This window comes from Herbaspirillum sp. GW822-FHT03A08 (assembly GCF_058801885.1).
In genome coordinates this window covers 782,174-803,649 of the sequence record NZ_JBXANR010000001.1, presented here as the reverse complement: position 1 = coordinate 803,649, position 21,476 = coordinate 782,174, and the positions used below count along the sequence as shown (strand labels likewise).

At 59.9% G+C, this 21,476-nt stretch carries 18 protein-coding genes; 14 read left to right on the top strand and 4 right to left on the bottom strand.

All coding sequences use genetic code 11. The features are described from left to right. Nucleotides 1-129: 129 nt before the first annotated feature. The 4 genes from kdpF (at nucleotide 130) to kdpC (ending at nucleotide 4,798) form a co-directional block, all read left to right on the top strand. Nucleotides 130-219, top strand: coding sequence for a K(+)-transporting ATPase subunit F (kdpF, locus tag AC1RN6_RS03720; RefSeq protein WP_053195662.1), 90 nt, complete (start codon nucleotides 130-132; stop codon nucleotides 217-219). A gap of 1 nt (nucleotide 220) precedes the next feature. Then, the gene (gene kdpA, locus AC1RN6_RS03715) at nucleotides 221-2,005 is read left to right on the top strand and encodes a potassium-transporting ATPase subunit KdpA (protein ID WP_493003114.1); all 1,785 of its coding nucleotides are present in this window, start codon (nucleotides 221-223) and stop codon (nucleotides 2,003-2,005) included. Nucleotides 2,006-2,130: 125 nt separating this feature from the next. Then, nucleotides 2,131-4,194 (top strand): potassium-transporting ATPase subunit KdpB, encoded by a 2,064-nt coding sequence (gene kdpB / locus AC1RN6_RS03710; RefSeq protein WP_493003507.1) that lies wholly within the window; start codon nucleotides 2,131-2,133, stop codon nucleotides 4,192-4,194. Between the two features lie 25 nt (nucleotides 4,195-4,219). After that, complete coding sequence (kdpC, locus tag AC1RN6_RS03705; RefSeq protein WP_493003111.1) at nucleotides 4,220-4,798, top strand: potassium-transporting ATPase subunit KdpC; 579 nt, start codon at nucleotides 4,220-4,222, stop codon at nucleotides 4,796-4,798. An 11-nt stretch (nucleotides 4,799-4,809) separates the two neighbouring features. Here the strand turns inward: kdpC and AC1RN6_RS03700 are convergent, their stop codons facing one another. After that, nucleotides 4,810-5,031, bottom strand: coding sequence for a hypothetical protein (locus tag AC1RN6_RS03700; RefSeq protein WP_493003109.1), 222 nt, complete (start codon nucleotides 5,029-5,031; stop codon nucleotides 4,810-4,812). Nucleotides 5,032-5,650: 619 nt separating this feature from the next. On the opposite strand from AC1RN6_RS03700, the gene AC1RN6_RS03695 reads away from it, so the two are divergent. The 3 genes from AC1RN6_RS03695 (at nucleotide 5,651) to AC1RN6_RS03685 (ending at nucleotide 11,079) form a co-directional block, all read left to right on the top strand. Next, nucleotides 5,651-8,356 carry a DUF4118 domain-containing protein gene (locus AC1RN6_RS03695; protein ID WP_493003108.1) on the top strand — a complete coding sequence of 902 codons (2,706 nt, stop codon included), beginning with the start codon at nucleotides 5,651-5,653 and terminating at the stop codon, nucleotides 8,354-8,356. Nucleotides 8,357-8,361: 5 nt separating this feature from the next. After that, nucleotides 8,362-9,063 (top strand): response regulator, encoded by a 702-nt coding sequence (locus tag AC1RN6_RS03690; protein ID WP_493003107.1) that lies wholly within the window; start codon nucleotides 8,362-8,364, stop codon nucleotides 9,061-9,063. Between the two features lie 105 nt (nucleotides 9,064-9,168). Then, nucleotides 9,169-11,079, top strand: a complete 1,911-nt coding sequence (locus tag AC1RN6_RS03685; RefSeq protein ID WP_493003104.1) for a methyl-accepting chemotaxis protein — start codon at nucleotides 9,169-9,171, stop codon at nucleotides 11,077-11,079. 2 nt (nucleotides 11,080-11,081) lie between these two features. Here AC1RN6_RS03685 and AC1RN6_RS03680 read toward each other — a convergent pair whose 3' ends face one another. From AC1RN6_RS03680 to AC1RN6_RS03670, 3 genes are all read right to left on the bottom strand, one after another. Further along, a complete protein-coding gene (locus AC1RN6_RS03680; RefSeq protein ID WP_493003103.1) occupies nucleotides 11,082-11,501 on the bottom strand; it encodes a hypothetical protein in 420 nt (139 codons plus the stop codon). Between the two features lie 30 nt (nucleotides 11,502-11,531). Further along, nucleotides 11,532-12,335, bottom strand: a complete 804-nt coding sequence (locus tag AC1RN6_RS03675) for a TorF family putative porin (RefSeq protein ID WP_493003102.1) — start codon at nucleotides 12,333-12,335, stop codon at nucleotides 11,532-11,534. Between the two features lie 161 nt (nucleotides 12,336-12,496). Then, nucleotides 12,497-13,270 (bottom strand): GntR family transcriptional regulator, encoded by a 774-nt coding sequence (locus AC1RN6_RS03670; protein ID WP_493003100.1) that lies wholly within the window; start codon nucleotides 13,268-13,270, stop codon nucleotides 12,497-12,499. A gap of 356 nt (nucleotides 13,271-13,626) precedes the next feature. Between AC1RN6_RS03670 and AC1RN6_RS03665 the strand changes: the two genes are divergently transcribed. The 7 genes from AC1RN6_RS03665 to AC1RN6_RS03635 all read left to right on the top strand — a co-directional run bounded on the left by AC1RN6_RS03665 (nucleotide 13,627) and on the right by AC1RN6_RS03635 (nucleotide 21,092). Next, the gene (locus AC1RN6_RS03665; protein ID WP_493003099.1) at nucleotides 13,627-14,688 is read left to right on the top strand and encodes an ABC transporter substrate-binding protein; all 1,062 of its coding nucleotides are present in this window, start codon (nucleotides 13,627-13,629) and stop codon (nucleotides 14,686-14,688) included. A 63-nt stretch (nucleotides 14,689-14,751) separates the two neighbouring features. Then, the gene (locus tag AC1RN6_RS03660) at nucleotides 14,752-15,567 is read left to right on the top strand and encodes an ABC transporter permease (RefSeq protein WP_493003098.1); all 816 of its coding nucleotides are present in this window, start codon (nucleotides 14,752-14,754) and stop codon (nucleotides 15,565-15,567) included. Nucleotides 15,568-15,577: 10 nt separating this feature from the next. Then, nucleotides 15,578-16,369 carry an ABC transporter ATP-binding protein gene (locus AC1RN6_RS03655; protein ID WP_493003096.1) on the top strand — a complete coding sequence of 264 codons (792 nt, stop codon included), beginning with the start codon at nucleotides 15,578-15,580 and terminating at the stop codon, nucleotides 16,367-16,369. Between the two features lie 17 nt (nucleotides 16,370-16,386). Further along, a complete protein-coding gene (locus AC1RN6_RS03650; protein ID WP_493003094.1) occupies nucleotides 16,387-17,115 on the top strand; it encodes a maleate cis-trans isomerase family protein in 729 nt (242 codons plus the stop codon). 14 nt (nucleotides 17,116-17,129) lie between these two features. Next, nucleotides 17,130-18,548: a dihydropyrimidinase gene (gene hydA, locus AC1RN6_RS03645; RefSeq protein ID WP_493003092.1), complete on the top strand. Its 1,419-nt coding sequence runs from the start codon at nucleotides 17,130-17,132 to the stop codon at nucleotides 18,546-18,548. Between the two features lie 243 nt (nucleotides 18,549-18,791). Then, nucleotides 18,792-19,514 carry a PA4824 family protein gene (locus AC1RN6_RS03640; RefSeq protein WP_493003091.1) on the top strand — a complete coding sequence of 241 codons (723 nt, stop codon included), beginning with the start codon at nucleotides 18,792-18,794 and terminating at the stop codon, nucleotides 19,512-19,514. A 243-nt stretch (nucleotides 19,515-19,757) separates the two neighbouring features. Then, complete coding sequence (locus AC1RN6_RS03635; RefSeq protein ID WP_493003089.1) at nucleotides 19,758-21,092, top strand: hemolysin family protein; 1,335 nt, start codon at nucleotides 19,758-19,760, stop codon at nucleotides 21,090-21,092. Nucleotides 21,093-21,476 lie beyond the last annotated feature (384 nt).

Below are 21,476 nucleotides of genomic sequence, written 5' to 3'. Positions count from 1 at the left end.
ATATCGTTTGCCTCGTAAGCATTTATCAAGGGAGTAGGACATGGATTTCGTATATATCGGCGGCTTGCTGGCTTGCAGCGTCGCGATGTGGGCATTTGTCGTTGCCTGCAAGAAGCTGGAGGACATGCAATGAGCGTCATGCAAATACTGGGGCTGGCTGTATCGGTCGGCCTGTTGGCGTATCTGATTTACGCCCTGATCAAACCGGAGGCCTTCTGACATGACTGCCTCGATTACCCAACTGGCGATCTATCTGGTCGTCCTGCTCGTGCTGTCGGTGCCGGTCGGCTGGTACATCGCCCGCGTGATGGAAGGCAAGTCCGCCGTCAATCGCGTGTTCGGCGGCATGGAAAATTTGCTCTACCGTCTGTGCGGCATCCGCGCCGACGCCGACATGGGCTGGAAGCAATACGCGCTGGCGCTGCTGCTGTTCAACATCGTCGGCCTGTTCGTCGTCTACGCCCTGCAACGCCTGCAACTGTGGTTGCCGCTGAATCCGGCCGGCATGGCCAACGTCAGCGCCGACTCGTCGTTCAACACCGCCGTCAGCTTCGTCACCAATACCAACTGGCAGGGCTATGTCGGCGAAAGCACGATGAGCTACCTGACCCAGATGCTGGCGCTGTCGGTGCAAAACTTCGTCTCGGCCGCCACCGGTATTGCCGTCGCGTTCGCATTGATCCGCGGCTTCGTACGCCACAGCAGCAAGAGTATCGGCAACTTCTGGGTCGACATGACGCGTTCCAGCCTGTACATCCTGCTGCCGTTGTCGGTGCTGGTCGCCGTGGTGCTGATGAGCCAGGGCGTGATCCAGAACTTCAAATCCTATGTGGAAGTGTCGACGCTGGAAACCACCGTCTACACAACGCCACGTCTCGATGCACAAGGCCAGCCGCTCAAGGATGAGAAGGGCAACCCGGTCGTCGATGAAATGAAGACCAGCAAGCAAACCTTGCCGATGGGCCCGGTCGCCTCGCAGGAAGCCATCAAGATGGTCGGCACCAACGGCGGCGGTTTCTTCAATGCCAATTCGGCGCATCCGTATGAAAACCCGACGCCGCTGTCGAACTTCGTGCAGATGCTGGCGATCCTGATCATTCCTGCCGCGCTCTGCACCAGCTTTGGCATGCTGGTCGGCGACCGCCGCCAGGGCTGGGCGATTCTGGCTGCGATGACCTTGCTGTTCGTCGTCATGACGCTGACGGTGATGCACTTCGAGCAGCAGCCCAACCCGGCGCTGGCTGCGGCGCATGCCACGCAAACCAGCGGCATGATGGAAGGCAAGGAGACCCGTTTCGGCATCGTTGCATCGAGCCTGTTCGCGGCGATCACGACGGCGGCTTCCTGCGGCGCGGTCAACGCCATGCATGACTCGCTGTCGCCGCTGGGCGGACTGGTGCCTATGCTGCAGATGCAACTGGGCGAAGTGGTCTACGGCGGCGTTGGCGCAGGTTTGTACGGCATGCTGATTTTCGCGGTGCTGGCGGTCTTTATCGCCGGCCTGATGATCGGCCGCACGCCGGAATACCTGGGCAAGAAGATCGGCGTGTTCGACATGAAGATGATGTCCATCGCCATCCTGATGACGCCTGCACTGGTGCTGGTGATGACCGCGATTTCGGTGATGGTCGAAAACGGCCTGGCCGGCATCGCCAACCCCGGCGCGCACGGTTTCTCGGAAATCCTCTACGCCTTCAGCTCGGCCGCCAATAACAACGGCAGCGCCTTTGCCGGCTTGTCCGCCAACACGCCTTACTACAACGTCATGACCGGTATCGCCATGTGGCTGGGTCGCTTCGGCATCATCGTGCCGGTGCTCGCCATGGCCGGTTCGCTGGCCGGCAAGAAACGCCTGGCGGCAACTTCGGGCACCTTGCCGACGCACGGCCCGCTGTTCGTCACGCTGCTGATCGGCGCGGTGATTCTGGTCGGCGCATTGACTTATGTCCCGGCCCTGGCGCTGGGTCCGGTGATCGAGCATCTGCAAATGATGGCGATTCACTAATGTCTGAATTGGAGAAAAACATGGCAAATAGTCCTGCCAAAAAAGTTGTTACCCCGACGGCTAAGGTTTCTGCCACGCAAGTGAGCACACCCGCAGCATCCGGCGCACAATCCGCAACCAAATGGATGTTCGATCCGGCGATCGTCAAACCGGCTGTGATCGACTCGTTCCGCAAATTGTCGCCGCGCGCCCAGTGGCGCAATCCGGTGATGTTCGTGGTGTATCTCGGCAGCATCCTGACCACGCTCTTGTACGTCCAGGCGCTGAACGGCCAGGGCGAAGCGCCGGCCGGCTTCATCCTTGCCGTCGCGGTCTGGCTGTGGTTCACGGTCCTGTTCGCCAACTTCGCTGAAGCATTGGCGGAAGGCCGCAGCAAGGCGCAGGCGGCATCGCTGCGCAGCGCCAAGAAGAGTGTGATCGCCAAGAAACTGCAACGGGCAAACCGCGGCGACCGCTTCGAACTGGTGGAAGGCGCGAGTTTGCGCAAGGGCGACTTCGTGCTGATTGAAGCGGGCGACTACGTCCCGGCCGACGGCGAAGTGGTCGAAGGCGTCGCCACCGTTGACGAGAGCGCCATCACCGGCGAATCGGCACCGGTGATCCGCGAGTCGGGCGGCGATTTCTCCGCCGTCACCGGCGGCACCCGCGTGCTGTCGGACTGGATCATCGTGCGCGTCACGGTCAACCCCGGCGAAGCCTTCCTCGACCGCATGATCGCCATGGTGGAAAGCGCCAAGCGTCAGAAGACGCCGAATGAAATCGCGCTGACCCTGCTGCTGGTCGCGCTGACCATCGTGTTCCTGCTGGTGACCGTGACCTTGCTGCCGTTCTCGGTATTCAGCGTCAACGTTGCGCATGGCGGCTCGCCCGTCACCGTGACGGCGCTGATCGCCTTGCTGGTGTGTCTGATCCCCACCACTATCGGCGGCCTGCTGTCGGCCATCGGCGTGGCCGGCATGAGCCGCATGATGCAAGCCAACGTCATCGCCACCTCTGGCCGCGCAGTGGAAGCCGCCGGCGACGTCGACGTGCTGCTGCTGGACAAGACCGGCACCATCACGCTCGGCAATCGTCAGGCTTCGACCTTCCTGCCGGCCAATGGCGTGAGCGAACAGGAGCTGGCCGACATCGCCCAACTCGCCTCGCTCGCCGACGAAACGCCGGAAGGCCGCAGCATCGTGGTGCTGGCCAAGAAGCGCTTCAACCTGCGCGAACGCGAAATGGCCAGCCTGGGCGCTGTCTTCATTCCCTTCACTGCGCAGACCCGTCTGTCCGGTGTCGATATCGGCAATCGCCAGATCCGTAAAGGCGCTACCGATGCGATCCGCAAGCTGGCCGAACAAGCAGGTCAACAGGTGCCGGCAGAAGTTGCAGCCGCCGTCGACATCGTCGCCCGCCGCGGCAGTACACCGCTGGTAGTCGCCGAAACCGACGCCTCCAATGGTTCCATCCGCGTGCTCGGCGTGATCGAGTTGAAGGACATCGTCAAGGGCGGCATCAAGGAGCGTTTCTCCGAACTGCGCCGCATGGGCATCAAGACCATCATGATCACCGGCGACAACCGCCTGACCGCTGCCGCGATTGCAGCCGAAGCGGGTGTCGACGACTTCCTCGCTGAAGCCACGCCGGAGAACAAGCTGTCGCTGATTCGCCAGCATCAGAGCGAAGGCAAGCTGGTCGCGATGACCGGCGACGGCACCAACGATGCACCGGCGCTGGCCCAAGCCGATGTAGCGGTTGCCATGAACACTGGCACGCAGGCGGCGAAAGAAGCCGGCAACATGGTCGACCTGGATTCCAATCCGACCAAACTGATCGAGATCGTCGAGATCGGCAAGCAGATGCTGATGACACGCGGCAGCCTCACTACCTTCAGTATCGCCAACGACGTCGCCAAGTACTTCGCGATCATCCCGGCGATGTTCGCAACTACGTATCCGCAACTGGCTGCGCTGGACGTCATGCATCTGAACAATCCTGCGTCGGCGATCTTGTCGGCCGTGATTTTCAATGCGCTGGTAATCGTCGTGCTGATTCCGCTGGCCTTGCGTGGCGTGCGTTATCGCGCACTGGGCGCGGCCGTGCTGTTGCGTCGCAATTTGCTGATCTATGGTTTGGGCGGGCTGATCGTACCGTTCGTCGGCATCAAGCTGATCGACGTGCTGCTCGGCGTATTCGGCCTGGCCTGATCTTATTCTGTACAAGGAGTTATTCATGAAAACCTATTTGCGCCCCGCCGTTTCCCTGTTCATCCTGATGTCGGTGATCCTGGGCGGTCTCTATCCTGCCGTCGTGACCCTGGTCGGGCAGGCCTTCTTCCCCAAGGAAGCCAACGGCAGCGTCATCGTGCGCGACGGCGTGCCGGTCGGTTCGGAGCTGATCGGACAGAACTTCACCGAGCCGAAATACTTCTGGGGCCGCATCTCGGCCACCGGGACGTTTCCGTACAACGGCATGGCCTCCGGCGGCAGCAACCTGGGCCCGCTGAACCCGGCGCTGGTGGATGCGGCGAAGGGACGTGCCGAGGCACTGCAAGCCGGCAATCCCGGTTCTGCACGTGAGATCCCGGTTGATTTGCTGACCTCGTCCGGCAGCGGCCTGGATCCGCAGATCAGCCCGGCGGCGGCCGAGTATCAGGTACTGCGCGTGGCGCAGGCGCGAGGTTTGTCGCTGGACAAGGTGCGCGAGATGGTGAAGGCGCAGACTGAGACCCCGCAGTGGGGATTGTTCGGGGAGCCTCGGGTGAATGTGCTGAAGTTGAATCTGGCGTTGGATGCCTTGAGCAAGACTTAAGATGTTCTGTTTTATTGTTTTTTGTTTGCTTGCTTTTGCTTTTTGGTAGCTTCGGCGTTCGCTCTTCGGACGAGCCGGGGTTGCCGGGAGTGGCCCGGCAGCCACTCACTTTCTTTGCTTCGCCAAAGAAAGTAAGCAAAGAAAGGCGACCGCGGTTCGCAGCCCCCTTCGGGGGTTCCCGGCGCCAGCAGGTGAAAATCGGGAAGGGAAAACAACTCGCTGCGCTCAGACATTTTTCCCTTCTTGATCCGATTTTCACCTGCTGGCGCCGGCTACTCTCAAGCGGACTTCGAGACTGGCTCGCTTCGCATCGCCAGGGGACAGAGGTGATTCAAGCTTCTCTGGCCTCTTTAGATTCGTCGTTCCAACGAAAGTTGGAACCCAGCGTCGTGAAGAAGGGTGAGTGACGCATTGACGTCACTGGGTCCCAGCGTTCGCTGGGACGACAACCTGGAAAGGCATCGCTGCACGTTGAAAGCGCGATGCCGAAGGCGAGCCGCTGGGGCAGTTACCGCTTGGAGCCAGCCGGTGATGCGATGCGAAAAATGGAAAAAGAAGGAAAAACTGTCTGAGCGGAGCGAGTTTTTTTTCCTTCCCATTTTTTGCTTCGCAGCGCCGGGGAGTCCGAAGGACCTGGATCCCGCGGTCGCCTTTCTTTGCTTACTTTCTTTGGCGAAGCAAAGAAAGTGAGTAGCCGCCGGGCTACCCCCGGCAAGGTCGTCCGAAGAGAGAGGAGCCGAAGCAACCAACAAAGCCAGGTCGGAACAAGACACAGCGAACCCAACCACCAAGTGAACCCAAGCACCAAGCGAACCCGCTAAAAAGCCCATTTCCAACTACAATACCCCCACCATGCCCACCCGCCCCAACCCCGACGAACTGCTCGACCGCGTCATGCGCGACGAAGACCGTCAGGCGCGTGGCCGTCTCAAGATTTTCTTCGGCTCCTCCGCCGGCGTCGGCAAAACCTACGCCATGCTCGCCGCCGCACAAAGCTTGCGCGAGCAGAATGAAGAAGTCATCGCCGGCATCGTGGAAACCCACGGCCGCGCCGATACCGAAGCCATGCTCGAAGGCATAGAACGCTTGCCTTTGCGCGCCTCCGAATACCGTGGCCGTACACTCTACGAATTCGACCTCGACGCAGCACTCGAACGCAAACCGACCGTCATCCTGGTCGATGAACTGGCGCATTCCAATGTCCCCGGCTCGCGCCACGCCAAGCGCTGGCAAGACATCGAAGAGCTGCTGCACGCCGGCATCCACGTCTACACCACCGTCAACGTCCAGCACATCGAAAGCCTCAACGATGTGGTCGGCCAGATCACCGGCATTCGTGTGCATGAGACGATTCCGGATCATGTCTTCGATGAAGCCGATGAAGTGACGCTGGTGGATTTGCCACCCGACGAGCTGTTGCAGCGTCTCAAGGAAGGCAAGGTCTATCTGCCGCAACAAGCGGAGAAGGCCGGCCGTAATTTTTTCCGCAAGGGCAATCTGCTGGCGCTGCGCGAGATCGCCTTACGCCGTACCGCAGATCGCGTCGATGCCGACATGCGCGAGTACCGTGCCGATCGTTCCATCGTGCAGCTGTGGCAAACCAAGGAACGCATCGTGGTCGCGATTGGTGCGCGTGCCGACGAAGACAAGCTGGTGCGCGCCGCGGCACGGCTGGCGGCCAAGCTGCAAGCCGACTGGCTGGCGGTGCATGTGGATGCGCCGGCATGGCCGCGTGTGACGCTGGCCGGGCGCGAACGCATACTCAAGAATCTCAAGCTGGCGCAATCACTCGGTGCGGAAACCGCCAGCATCACGGGCGAAGACGTGGCGCAGGCGCTGGTGCAGTTTGCACGCAGCCGCAATGCCGGCAAGCTGGTGATCGGTCAAACTCATGGAGGCCGTTGGATGCGCTGGTGGCGCAAGACGCTGGCCGAACGTATTGGCGCCGAAGGCAAGGACATCGACGTCTACACCGTGGCGCGTCCTGCCGGCGCCGGCCAGGAAGAAAGCATCAGAACACCGGCGGAGGAAACACACGACGATAGCGGACGCTTGCGCCGCCGCCGCGGCTATCTGTGGGCGACGGTCAGCTGCGCGGTGACCACGGCGCTGGCGTGGTGGCTGATTGCGTATCTGCATCCCGCCAACGTCATCATGCTGTATCTGGTCGGTGTGATGATCGTCGCGGTCCGCTATGGCCGGTCGGCGTCGGCGCTGGCGTCGATCATGAGCGTGCTGGCCTTCGACTTTTTCTTCGTTGCGCCGCGTTTTTCGATCAGTGTCTCGGATGCGCAATATCTGATTACCTTGCTGGTGATGCTGGCGGTGTCGTTGTTCATCAGCTCGCTGGCCTCGCGCATGCGGCATCAGGCCAACGTCGCCATGTTGCGTGAAGCGCGCGCGGGCAACCTGTACATGCTCGGCAAGGAACTGGCGGCGGTGCTGACCTTGGAGCAGATACTGGAAATCGGTCGCCGTCATCTCGGCGCCGTGTTCGGTGCGAAGACGGCGTTCTGCCTTCCCGACAGCGGGGAGAACGTGCGCGTGGCAGCGCCGGAGGAACATGATGCGCATGCCTTGCAGCACATCGACCTGGGCGTGGCGCAATGGGTCTACGACAACGATCAGGCGGCGGGCCGCGGCACCGCAACCTTGCCGGCGGCGCAGGCGCTGTACCTGCCGCTGAACGCCACCATGCGTACGCGCGGCGTGCTGGCGTTTGTCGCCGAGGATCCCTTGCAACTGGCCTTGCCGGAAAACCGGCAGATGCTGGAAATTTTCTGTTCGCAAATCGCCATGGCGATCGAGCGCCTGCACTATGCCGAAGTCGCGCAGGATGCGCTGGTGACGATGGAGTCGGAGCGTCTACGCAATTCTTTGCTGTCGGCGATTTCGCATGATTTGCGCACGCCGCTGACCTCGCTGGTCGGCAGCGCCGAAGCATTGGCGCGGCAACCGTCGCTGGGCGTCGATGAACGCGAAATGGCGGTCACCATCAGCGAACAGTCGCAGCGCATGTCGGGGCTGGTGGAAAACCTGCTCGACATGGCGCGCCTGCAGTCGGGCGGCATCACGCTTAACCGGCAATGGAATTCGATTGAGGAAGTCGTCGGCACCGCTCTGCGTTTGCTGAACAAGACGCTGGGCGAGCGCCGCGTCGAGACGCATCTGCCGGTCGACTTGCCGCTGGTGCGGTTCGATGCCGTGCTGATCGAACGCGTCTTCGCGAACCTGATTGAAAACGCCGTCAAATACGCGCCGGCCGGCGAAATCATCATTGTCGACGCCAGAGCGAATGCGGGCATGATGGAAATCAGCGTGATCGACCGCGGGCCGGGTTTTCCGGCAGGCATGGAAGAACGCGCATTTGAAAAATTCACCCGTGGCGACACGGAGTCGAGCACGCCCGGCGTCGGCCTGGGGCTGGCAATCTGCCGCGCTATTGTCGACGCACATGGCGGCACCATCCGGGCGTTGCAAGGCGATGCCGGTTGCGGTGCGCGCGTCTGTTTTACTTTGCCTCTGGACAAACCACCGGCACTACCCGAAGAGGAATAGCGATCATGTTGGATCACGCAGGCAATATTGTTTTCGTCGAAGACGATGCCCACATCCGCAAGCTGGTGCGCAGCGCGCTTGAGCAGGAGGGCTTCATCGTCCACGAGGCGCGCACCGCCCGCGAGGGCATGGTGGAAGCCGGCACGCGCAAGCCGGATCTGGTGATCGTCGATCTCGGTCTGCCTGACCAGGACGGCAAGCAGGTCATCGCCGACATCCGCTCGTGGAGCGACGTGCCCATCGTGATTCTGTCGGCGCGCACGCAGGAGGCGGAGAAGGTCGCTGCGCTCGACGCCGGCGCCGACGATTATCTGACCAAGCCGTTCGGCGTGCCGGAACTGCTGGCGCGCATCCGCGCCCAACTGCGCCGCCGCAGCCAGGCCAGCGCCGCTACAGGACGTTTCCGCCTCGGCGATCTGGTGATCGATCTGCCGGCGCGCACGGTGAGCAAAGGCGGCGAGCCGGTGCATCTGACGCAGATCGAGCATCGCCTGATTTCCACATTGCTGCGCGACGCCGGGCGCGTGATTACCCATCGCCAACTGCTGGCGGCAGGTTGGGGACCGTCGCATACCGAAGATCATCACTACCTGCGCATCTACATGCAGCGCCTGCGCCAGAAGCTGGAGCAGGATTCGGCGCAGCCCAAATATATCCTGACCGAAATCGGAGTCGGTTATCGGGTGATAAACGCCGAACCGGCGTAAAAATACGTCAAACCCTGCCCGGATACCGGCCTGAGCGGCAATCGGACGCTCTTTTTCACTCCTGATTTGTTAGACTGTTTGCCAAGAAGAAAACAGGAGTGTTTCATGACGCGCTTTTTGCAGCGGGTAAAACTGTGGCAACGCATGGTGTTGTTGGGGGGGATGGGTTTGTTGCTGGTGGGGCCGCCGCTTTATCTGTTTATGGACGGCGCCAACAAGAGCATCTTTGTTTCTCGGATGGAGCGAGCCGGGCTTGAACCCGGCAAGAAAGCGCTGCAGGCTTTGCAGCGGCTGCAACAGCATCGCGCCTTGTCGACCGCCTTCCTGGTTTCCGGTCAGATGGAAGACCAGCGCGGCGAGGCCGAGCGGCAAGGCAATCTGGCTCTGGACGACCTGGCGCAGTCGCTGCAGCGAGGCCTTCCCGAAGCAATGCCCTCGCTGCAAAAGATCCGCACCGAATGGAATGAGTTGTCCAAAGCGGTCGGCAAGCATGGCGTGACCCAGGCAGACAGCTTCACCCGGCATAGCCAGTTGTGCCAGAGTTTGCTGCTGCTGAGCGAAAAGATCGCGGACCGCTATGGATTGACGCTTGATTCGGATCCGGCAATCTACTACCTCGTTCACGCCGTCTATTTCGACCTGCCGCAGTACGGTGAATATCTGGGACAAGTGCGCGGCGCCGGCGTGCGCTATCTGATTGCGGGCCAGATCGACGATGAAGGCCGCGCCGTCATGCACAGCCTGATTGCGAGCACGCGCCTGTATGGCCGCAGCGTGCTGCGTTATTTTGACAAGACCTATGAATCCGCGCCCGCGCTGAAAGCGCAACTGGGACAAAGCTCAGCCACGTCCATCGCGCGCGGCCGCGCCATGCTCGATCTGTCGCGCGACAACATTGCTGCACCCGACAGGCTCACAATGACGCCCATGGATTATTTCTCCGGCACCAGCGGCGCTATCGATCAGCAATACCAGACGGCTTTTCTGGTTGCCGATCAAATACAGATACTGATCGACAAACGCATCGCGGAACAGGAAGAGCTGCGCAATCTGCTGACCGGCGGCGTGGTGCTGATCGCGATTCTGGCGGCGCTGTTCGGCTGGATGATCTGCCGCAGCCTGGTGCGTCAGCTGGGCGGCGAACCGGCCGATGTGATTGAAGCGCTGAGCAAAGTGGCGCAGGGCGATTTCACCACCAGCATCGATATTGCCGCCAACGACAGCTCCAGTCTGGTGTATCACATGAAGGATATGGTGGACAGGTTGTCGGTGGTGGTCGCTGATGTGGCCGAAGGCGCAGGCGTGCTGGCCGATGCCTCGCGCGAAATCAGCAGCACCGCGCAGTCGCTGTCGCAGGGCGCCAATGAGCAGGCGTCAGGCATTGAAATGACCAGCGCTTCGCTGGAAGAAATGTCGTCTTCGATTGCACAGAACGCCACCAGCGCGCGCGTGACCGATGCGCTCGCCGGCAAGACTGCCAATGGCGCGGGCGAGGGCGGCTCGGCAGTGCGCTCGACCGTGCTGGCCATGAAACGCATTGCGAAGATGGTGGAAGTGATTGATGACATTGCTTATCAGACTAATTTGTTGGCGCTGAATGCCGCCATCGAAGCAGCCAGTTCAGGTGGACAAAGCCGTGGTTTTGCGGTGGTCTCCGCAGAAATCCGCAAGCTGGCAGAACGCAGCCAGACCGCCGCACAGGAAATCAGCGAGGTCGCCGACAAGAGCGTCGAGTTGGCTGAGCAATCCAGCCAGTTGCTGGAAAGCCTGGTGCCCGATATCCAGAAGACCTCGGAGCTGGTGTTGCAGATTGCGCGCTCCTGCGCCGAACAATCCTCCGGCGTGAGCCAGATCAATTCTGCGGTGGCGCAACTGAGCATGACGGTGCAGCACAATGCCGCCGGCTCGGAAGAGCTGGCCGCGACTGCTGAAGAGATGAGTGCGCAGGCTGAGAAGCTGCGACGGTCGATTGCGTTCTTCAAAGTGCCGGGCATGGATATCAACGCTGCTGCGTGAATCTAAAGATCCCCCCAGATGTCGATCTGCCGACGGACCACGCCCGTGCGTCCGTCGCAGATGATCAACACCTCTCTGCTGCCGTTGCGCAGCACGAAGCGGAAATATTCCGCTTCGGCGCGCTGTACGAAACTCTCGCTTTCTATCTTGCCGCCTGCAGCGCCATTGGCCGCTGCCATTGTTTCCATGGCGGCACGGCGGCAGGCGGGCAGATGATTCCTGGCTTCTATCGACGGGCCGTAGTCTTCCGGGGAACGGTAGGGGACGACCGCGTGCGATGACTGCAGGCCCAGCGCCGCATACAACATGACCGCCAGCATCACGCTCCATGCCGCTTTCTTTTGCCGGCTGCGGCGCTTTGCCGCAGCGTTCAGGAAATCGCCGGGAACGTGCTTGTACGAAGGAATGAGGTAGTGGCGCATGATGGCCTCCGGAGCAATGGATACGGATGATCAGAACGTACGCGAGACCGCCAGCACCAGTTGGTCGCGGCCCAGGTTCTTGCCCTTGACGGTATAGCCGGCATCCTTGGCGTTGGTGCCGGTGTAATAGGCGGCGAGGACGTAGCCGGAGAAGTCGCGGTTCAGACCGAGTTTCCAGTCGGTGTAGGACAGGTTCGACGAGTTGGGGCCGGTATAGCGTTGATGGCCGACATGGGCGACGCCGTTGATGCCGGCGAACAGTTCATGCGTCAGCGACAGGTCGATGTAGCTGGAGCCGCGCGTGTCAGGGCTGCCAAAGGTATTGCCGAGGGCGTAGGAGTAGCGCAGCGTGACCCATTTTGCGTCGAGGCCGAGATACAGTTCATTGGTGTCGGCCTTGGTGTAGCCGCCGGGGAAGCTGCCGGGATAGGCGTAATGCAGGAAGCCGATGTCGCCGGTCAGCGTGTCGTTGAACGAATACTTGAAGCCGCCGTAGATGTCGGCTTCCAGGCTGGCCGAAGCGCCGGGTGTAGCGTCGCTGATCCAGCTGATGTTGGAAGCCCAGATGCCGGCATACAGACCGCTCTCGTGCGAGAGATCGAAGCCGCCTTGCAGGGCGGGTTTTTCATTGGTCTGGGTCAGGCCGCGGAAGACGTACTGGCTGTAGAGGCCGATGTTGGCGCTGGTGGTGAAGGCCGGTGCAGGTGCAGAGGCTGCCGGTGCATCGCTGCTTTCCGCCGCCATCGACGGTACCGCCTGCAGCAAGGCCGCTGCGCCTGCAGTCAGAATCAGCAGGCGGCCAAGCGCCAAAGGAAAGGTCTTCGGGGATGTCATTTTCTTGTACTCCACATGTCAGGTTGATGTGGACTACAAGATAAAAAAAGCGGCGTTTAATTCTTATAAAACTTCAGCCCGGCAGAATAAATATCTCGTAAAAATTCGAATAAATTTGTGCTTGAGTACGCACTGATGTCATCCGGGTGCCTGGTTTGCGTTTACATCACCCCCAGCACCGCTTCCAGATCTTCCTCTTCGCTCGGCGGAACCGACATGTCGAGCACTGCCTCGATGTGATGCAGATGCTCGATCATGGACGCCACGGCCTGTTCGGCATTGCCGGCGGCGATGGCGTCGATGATGTCGCCGTGTTCGTCGTGGGTGCATGCAGGGACGGTCGGTGAATCGTAGAGCACGATGATCAGGCAGGTCAGCGACGCCAGCTCGCGCATCATTTTGCTCATGACCGGATTCTCAACCATGTCTGCGATGCGGATGTGGAATTCGCCCGACAGGCGGATGATTGCGCGCCGGTCGTTGGCTTCGCGCGCCTGCGCTTCTTGCGCCACGTGCGCGCGCAGTTGGGCGATGTGTTCAGGTCTGGTCTGTTCGCACAGATGGCGCAGCAGCGCCGGTTCGATCAGGCGGCGCGCGGCAAAGATCGCGCGCGCCTCGCTCGGCGTCGGACTGGCGATGAAGGCGCCGCGATTCGGAATCGTCGTGATCAGGCCTTCGTGGCTCAGCCGCGCCAGCACTTCGCGCACACGCGTGCGGTTGACGTTGAAGATGCCGGCCAGCTTTTCTTCCACCAGCTTGGTGCCCGGCGTGAGGCGGTGTTCCATGATGGAAGTGAGGATGCGTTCATAAATGATGTCGCCGGCCATCGGGCGGGCGCTGACGGCTTGCGCCGGAAGAGGGCTGTTGTCCGGTTTGCCGGCGGCTTTCTTTCGGCCGGGGCCGGTTTTTGCGTTTGGGGTGATGGTGCTGGTCATTGCCTGGTCCTGAATGAGTGTCCTGCTCGCCTGTTCTTTTATTTAAGGGGGCAAGCCGGAATTAATTTTGTGGAGATATATTGTCACAATTAATAAAAAATTTCCCCACATTTATAAAATATTTTGTCGCACTGATTTGGTTTGATTTTTTCCTTTTTGCACCAGCGTGGACGCGGCGCTTTGTACGAAGGCAGTGAATTGAGGGTGGAATAGTGGCCAACAGGCTTCCACAAAAGCGATTCCGATCCAAAACTCTCCTGGCACATCTATTGCATACATTGTCGCAATAAAGAAATTGGATTGTCACAATTTAAATAGATGTTGCTCATTGTTGTTCTACTTACGGGAGAGTCACCATGCAATACCTGGCACAAGAAACACAAAAACCACCAAAAACTTCATCGCGGCTGTTCGTCTTCCGCACTGCGGCCGTGACGCTGGGCCTGGCATGCAGCCTGGTGTTTGCCGGTTCGGCGCAGGCCCAGTCCAAGCCGAAATTCAAACTGGCCTACGCCAAATGCGCGCATTGCATGTCCATGGCGCTGGTGCCGGAACTGGCCAAGAACGTCGATATCGAAGGCATCAACTTCACTGCCGGCAGCGATGCGCTCACGGCATTGGTATCCAAGAGCGTGGATATCGCGCAGGTCACTTATTTGTCCTTCGTCAGCGGTCTCGACAAGGGCTTCGATCTGGTGGCGGTGTCGGGACAGGTCAACGGCGGTTCTGAAATGCTGGTCGGCAAAGACACCGCGCTGGCGTCCGACGACTGGGCCGGCCTGAAGAAATTGATCGCCGACTACAAGGCACAGGGCAAGCCGTTCCGCATCGCGGCCTCGCGCGGCAATGCGCAGGATTTGCACATGCGCGGCGAACTGGCCTTGAACGGCATCAACCCGAATAAGGACGTGCAGTTCATCAATATCCCGAATCCGTCCGACCACGCCGCAGCCTTGCAGCGCGGCGAAGTCGAACTTATCTGCTCGGTTGAACCGTTCGCCTCGCAAATTCGCATGACCGGCGTCGGCAAACATTTTGCATTCCCCTACAAGCAAGCAGCAGGCCGCCTGACCAACCTGATCGTCACCCGTTCGGACGTGATCAAGGAACATCCGGCTGAGGTGAAGGAAACCGTCGCGGCCGTGGTGCGTCTGGTCGACAACCTGCAAAAGGACAAGGGCGCCTGGGTCGCCAGCATCGTCAAGGGCACCGGCCTGGACAAGACCGTCGCCACCGAGGCGCTGAAGAATTCCTATCCCGACTACAAGATGTACCGCGCACAGACGCAAGCCATCGGCACCATGATGAAAGATCTGAAATACATCTCCACCGACGTTTCGGCGCAGATCGACAAAAACATGGACTACAGCTTTCTGATGGAAGTGACCAAGAAGCCGAAGACCGAACTGGGCTACTGATTTCCATCGGTGTGCACGACGAACTTAGTTAGCTAGACGTTAGATAGAAAGCAGGTGATCACAATGAATGGATTGATGCGCTCCTTGTCGGAGGCGAAGTGGCGTTTCGCCGTACCGATTTTGCTGGTGTTGTTCTGGGAAGCATTTTCCCGTTCGGGAGCGATCCCTGCTTCCTTGCTGCCGGCGCCCTCGCGCGTGTTTGCAACCTGGATGGACTGGATCTTCGGCTACAGCGAAGCGGCGCAGGACAGCAGCGGCCGCTGGATCTTCGACGCCATAGCCAGTTGCATGCGCGTCACGGCCGGTTATCTGATTGCGGCGATTTCCGGCATTGCGCTGGGCGTGGCGATCGGCTGGTGGCGCTGGGTGGAACGCGCCATCGAACCGACCGTGCAGATGCTGCGGCCGATTCCGCCGGTGTCGTGGATTCCGCTGGCGATCATCTGGTTCGGCATCGCCAACAAGCCGGCGATCTTTCTGGTGTTCCTCGGCGCGTTCTTTCCGATTCTGATGAACACCGTGCACGGCGTCAAAACCTCCGACCGCAATCTGTTGCGCGCGGCGGCGATGGCCGGCGCCAATCAGAGCCAGTTGTTGCGTTTTGTGATCTTGCCGGCGGCGATGCCGAGCATCTTCGCGGGTTTGCGCATCGGCATCGGCAGCGCCTGGATGCTGACCGTGACGGCGGAGATGGTGGCGGTCAAGAGCGGTCTCGGCTACGCGCTATGGGATTCGTACTACTTCCTGCGCTACGACCTGGTGATTGCGGCCATGATCAGCATCGGTTTGCTCGGCTATCTGGCTGACCTGATCCTGAAACTGATCATGAATTCGGTACTGCGCTGGCAGCATGTGGCGACAGTGCAGGGCAAAGCGTAAGGAGAACAACATGGCATTTATCGAACTCAACAATATCGTCAAGGTCTTCAAGGACAAAAAACGTGGCACCGACATGCTCGCCATCGACAACGTCACACTGAAACTGGAGAAGAAGGAATTCCTCTGCCTGCTCGGCCCATCCGGCTGCGGCAAATCGACGCTGCTGAACATGATCGCCGGCTTCGAGCATCCGACCTCGGGCAGCGTGATCGTGGACGGCAAGCCGATCACCGGCCCCGGCGCCGATCGCGGCATGGTGTTCCAGCAGGCCAACCTGATGCCGTGGTTGCCGGTGTGGGACAACATCGCGTTCTCGCTCAAGCTGCAGGGAAAGAGCGCCGCCGAACGCCGCGCCGCGGCTCAGCCGTTCATCGAGACGGTCAAACTCAAGGGCTTTGAAAACCACTTCCCGGCCGAGCTCTCGGGCGGTATGGCGCAGCGTGTCGGCATTGCCCGTGCGCTGTTGCAGAACCCCTCGGTGATCCTGATGGATGAACCCTTCGCCGCGCTCGATGCGCAGACCAAGATGGAGATGCAGGAAGAATTGGTCACGCTGTGGCAGCGCTATGAGGGTACGATCGTGTTCGTCACGCACAGCGTCGACGAAGCGCTGGTGCTGGCGACCAAGGTCGCCGTCATGACGCATAGGCCGGGCCGCATCCGCGATCTGATCGACATCGACCTGGCGCGGCCGCGCGACACCACGACCACCGAATTCAACCAATACAAACGCCATGTGCTGAGCCTGATCCGCGAAGAATCTGCGCTCGCTCATGCTGATGCAGTCAAACTCGCAGCATAGATTTTAAGGAAACCATGATGACTCAACGTACTCTGCTCGGCATGCTGACGCCCTCGTCTAACACCACACTGGAACCGGTCACGACCGCAATGATCGGCGACATCCCGGAAGCCAGCGCACACTTCGGCCGCTTCCGCGTGACCGAGATTGCCTTGTCGAATCAGGCGCTGGCGCAATTCGACGACAGCGAAATTCTGCGTGCGGCCGAACTGCTGTCGCACGCCAAGGTGCAAAGCATCGGCTGGAACGGCACCTCGTCGGGCTGGCTCGGTTTCGACGCCGACGAACGCCTGTGCCGCCGCATCACCGAAGCGACCGGCATTCCGGCATGCACTTCGGTGCTGGCATTGAATGAAATTTTCGACATCACCGGCGTCAAGCGCTTCGGTCTGGTGACGCCTTACCTGGACGACGTGCAGGCCGCGATCATCAAGAATTACGCGGCATCAGGCATGGAATGCATCGCCGAGCACCATCTGCGCAAGCAGGATAATTTTTCGTTCTCCGAAGTCGGCGCCGACGAATTGCGCGCCATGGTGCGTGAAGTCGCTAAGGAAAAACCGCAAGCCATCACCATCTTCTGCACCAACCTGCGCGGCGCGCCGCTGGTGGAGGAGTTGGAACGCGAGGTCGGCATTCCGATCTACGACACCATTTCCACCGTGGTGTGGAAGTCGCTCAAGCAGGCGGGATCGGATCCGTCGCGCATCCGCGGCTGGGGTAGCCTGTTCCGCGACGTTCAATAAATCCGGAGCGGCATATGGAAGACTTTGATCTGGTAATCCGCAACGGCACCGTCGCTACGGCATCCGACATCATGCAGTGCGATGTCGGCATCGTGGGCGGCAAGGTCGTCGCTTTGGGGCGCAATCTTGCTCCCGGCAAGAAAGAAATCGATGCGGCCGGCAAACTGGTGTTGCCGGGCGGGGTCGACAGCCATTGCCATCTCGACCAGCCGATGGAAGAAGGGCTGGAGATGGCCGACGATTTTCGCAGCGGCACGATTTCGGCAGCTTGCGGCGGCACCACGACGGTGATTCCGTTTGCCGCGCAGGCCAAGGGCCAGTCTCTGCGGGCTGCGGTGGAGGATTATCATCGCCGCGCGGAGGGCAAGGCGGTGATCGACTACGCTTTCCACATGATCGTCAGCGACCCGACCGAAAAGGTCTTGAAGGAAGAGCTGCCGCAACTGATCAGCGAAGGCTACACCTCGTTCAAGATCTACATGACCTACGACGATCTGAAACTCAACGATCGCCAGATCATCGACGTGCTGGCCATTGCACGGCGCGAAGGCGCGATGGTGATGATTCATGCTGAAAATGCCGACTGCATTGCATGGCTCACCGAGCAACTGGAAGACGCCGGCCTGACGGCGCCGAAGTACCACGCGACTTCACGGCCGATGCTGGTGGAGCGGGAAGCCACGCATCGCGCGATCGCGCTGTCAGAACTGGTTGACGTGCCGATCCTGATCGTGCACGTATCGGGCAAGGAAGCCATCGAGCAGATCCGCTGGGCGCACGGTCACGGCCTGCGTATCTACGCCGAAACTTGTCCGCAGTATTTCATGCTGACGGCAGACGATCTCGATCAGGAAGGCTACCACGGCGCCAAGTGCATCTGCAGCCCGCCGCCGCGCGACAAGGAAAACCAGCAACACATCTGGGATGGATTGGCCAACGGCTTGTTCACGGTGTTCTCATCGGACCATGCACCGTTTCGCTATGCCGATCCCAAGGGCAAGATGCCGGGCGGGAAGGAGGTGCCGTTCCGCTACATTCCCAACGGCACGCCAGGGCTGGAAACGCGTTTGCCGCTGCTGTTTTCGGAAGGCGTGGGCAAAGGCCGTATCGATCTCAACCGCTTTGTCGCACTGACGGCGACCGATCCGGCCAAGATGTACGGCCTGTATCCGCAGAAGGGCACCATCGCCATCGGCGCCGATGCCGATATCGCGATCTGGGATCCGCACAAGGAAGTCGTGATCGCCAATGCCGATCTGCATCATAACGTCGACTACACGCCGTACGAAGGCGTCATGGTCACCGGCTGGCCCACGACCACGCTGTCGCGCGGCGAGGTGGTGTATGACGGCAAGGATCCGCAAGGCGCAATCGGCCGCGGTGAATTTTTGAAGTGCGGTTTGCCTGATCCCGCGCGTCCGCGCAAACGTTGAGTCGGTCTCACTACTCGTAAACGATAAGCACTCTCAACACAGCAATTTCAGCATGCTTCCATCACAGTTCTGCGTATGCGGAAGTGTGACGGAGGCATGTCACTGTGGTTATTTCGCCCTCGTATTTCAAAATCTCCGGCTCGTGTTCGATTTCTGATTGCCCGCGTCGGAGGCATGGTGCTAGCATCACGCCGGACGTTGCCTTCCGATGGCAGCGTCAGATTTTTGAAGACGGGGCAACACATGAAAAAACAAATCATGATCGCAACCATGGCCGTCCATGGATTGCTGGGGGTGCAGTCGGCATACGCTGCCGGTGCAATGAATGTCGACGACGCGCAGGTGCTCGACGCCAACAAATGCCAGCTGGAAGCCTGGGGTAAATTCAATCGCGACGGCACCGAGCGCTGGCTCAATCCATCGTGCAACCTCACCGGCAATCTGGAGATTTCCTGGGGCAATTCGTGGCAGCGCGATGCCAACGGCATGTATCTCTCGAACAGCCAGTTGCAGGGTAAAACAGTATTCAAGGAAATGTCGGCCAACAGCTATGGCGTCGGTATGCTCGGCGGCGTGGTGCGCCAGACCGACAGCGGCGACGGCAATGACGGCGTGCGCCAGCGCTCGTGGAATTACTATTCCAAGCTGCTGACTTCGTTCTCGTTCAAGGACGACGCGCTGCTGCTGCATACCAATCTCGGTTTCAACCACCGGGGCAAGGAACAAACCACGCGGTTGACCTGGGGTCTGGGCAACGAGACGCGCCTGATGGACAGGCTGTCGCTCATCGGCGAAGTCTTTGGCGAGAACAAGGGCAAGCCCGGCTATCAGGCGGGTATCCGCGCGAAGCTGGTGCCGGACCATGTCGAAATGGATCTGACCTATGGCAACACCTTCGGGCGCGAGACGCAAGGCCGCTATGTGGTGCTGGGCCTGCGTTTCATCACGCCGGAGCTGCGCCGCTGATTGTTGATGCCTCGTCAATCCGGCTTGCCGGATTGACATCGTTTTCTGACAACGCCTGTGGTCGTGGTAAATTACGTCTTGCGCTTGCAGCAACAGGCAAGAGCAGCTAACAAAACTTTCGCAGTTTTTCCCGTTTGCGATTTCTTCATTGCGCATCCGCGGTTCCACCCGGCGGACTTCGCGCTGTTTTGTTAGCTGTTCTTCAGCATCCGTAATTTCTTCACTACTCAATAGGTACCCTCGTTGGAAAACATCTTACTGATCGTCGCGGCCCTCTTTCTGGTCGCGCTGAACGGTTTTTTCGTCGCAGCAGAATTCGGTCTGGTCAAACTGCGCCAGACTCGCATCAGAGCCATCGTCAAGACGCAAGGTTTGCGCGGACGCATCCTGGCCACTGTCCACAATCAACTTGACGCTTATCTGTCGGCCTGCCAACTGGGCATCACGCTGGCGTCGCTGGGTCTCGGCTGGATCGGCGAGCCCGCCTTTGCGCGTGTGCTGGAACCGCTGTTTGCGCTACTCGGCGTGACGTCGCCGGAGTTGATTCACGGTGTTTCCTTCGTCTTTGCCTTCGTCATCATTTCATTCCTGCACATCGTCGTCGGCGAACTCGCGCCGAAGTCCATGGCCATCCGCAACCCGGAGCGTGTCGGCCTGTGGTGCGCGATGCCGCTGTACGGTTTCTACTGGACGATGTATCCCGCGATCTGGCTGCTGAACCTGAGCGCCAACTGGGTGCTGCGCATCTCCGGCCTGGGCGACGCGCATGGCCACGATTCGCACTATTCATCGGACGAGATCAAACTCATCTTGCGTGGCGGCGGCAAGGCGGCAGGCAAGTTCACCCGCGACGAGTGGAACGTGCTGGCGCAATCGCTCGACTTCGGCGATCTGAAGGTGATGGACCTGATGCGTCCCGCCAACGAGATCATTGCGCTGAGCGCCGGCAATACGCAGGAAGAAAATCTGGAGATCATTTACCGCAACCGTTTCAGCCGTTATCCCTACTTCGATGAAGACCGTCAGGAAGTGCTGGGGTTGCTGCATCTGAAGGACGTCTTCATCGCGCAGCAGGATGGCAAGGCGGTGGCCGATCTCCGTCTGTATCTGCGTCCGGTGCAATACATCTCACCGAGTTTGTCGGCGCAAGAATTGCTGCGCCGTTTCCGTACCGGCACGCCGCACTTCGCGATCATCGGCCGCCAGGGACAGCCGCCGCTGGGCTTCATCACGCTGGACAATCTGCTGAGCGTGCTGGTGGGCGAGATTCGCGACGAATTCCGTCATACCAATAACGAATGGACGCGTCAGGACGACGGCACTTTGCTGGGCAAGGGCAGTCTGCCTATCGTCACGCTGGAGCATATGCTGGGCATTGACTTTGAGTATGACGAGAGCGTCGACTCGGTGGGTGGTCTGGTGATGGAGAAGCTGGGTGAGGTGCCTAAGGAAGGGCAGAAGGTGGAGTTCCCTGCTTTTGACATCGTGGTGGTGAAGATGAAGGGGCCGAAGATTGTGTTGGTGAAGGTTTTTCCTAAGATGGTGGATGGGGAGTGGGTTGGGGAGTTGGAAGGGTAGTTGTTTGTTGTTTGTGTTTTGTTCCGACGTTACTTCTTCTCTGGCTTCATCTTTTCTTTCTTCGATCAACCATTCGCCGGGGGCGGCCCGGCAGCCGCTCACTTTTCTTGCTCCGCCAAGAAAAGTGAGCAAAAACTGGGTCCCAGCGTTTGCTGGGACGACGGCCTCAAAATCGTCGACGCACGTGTGACAGTGCGATGCCGAAGGCGAGCAGTTGGAGCCGTGCTCCACTCCTTTCTTTGCTCACTTTCTTTGGCGAAGCAAAGAAAGTGAGCGGCTGCCGGGCCGCCCTCGGCAAAGCTTGATCGAAGAAAGAAAAATCGAAGCTACCCGTAAAACCAAGTCGGAACAAAACAAATACAGACCATAAAAAAAGCCGCCCAA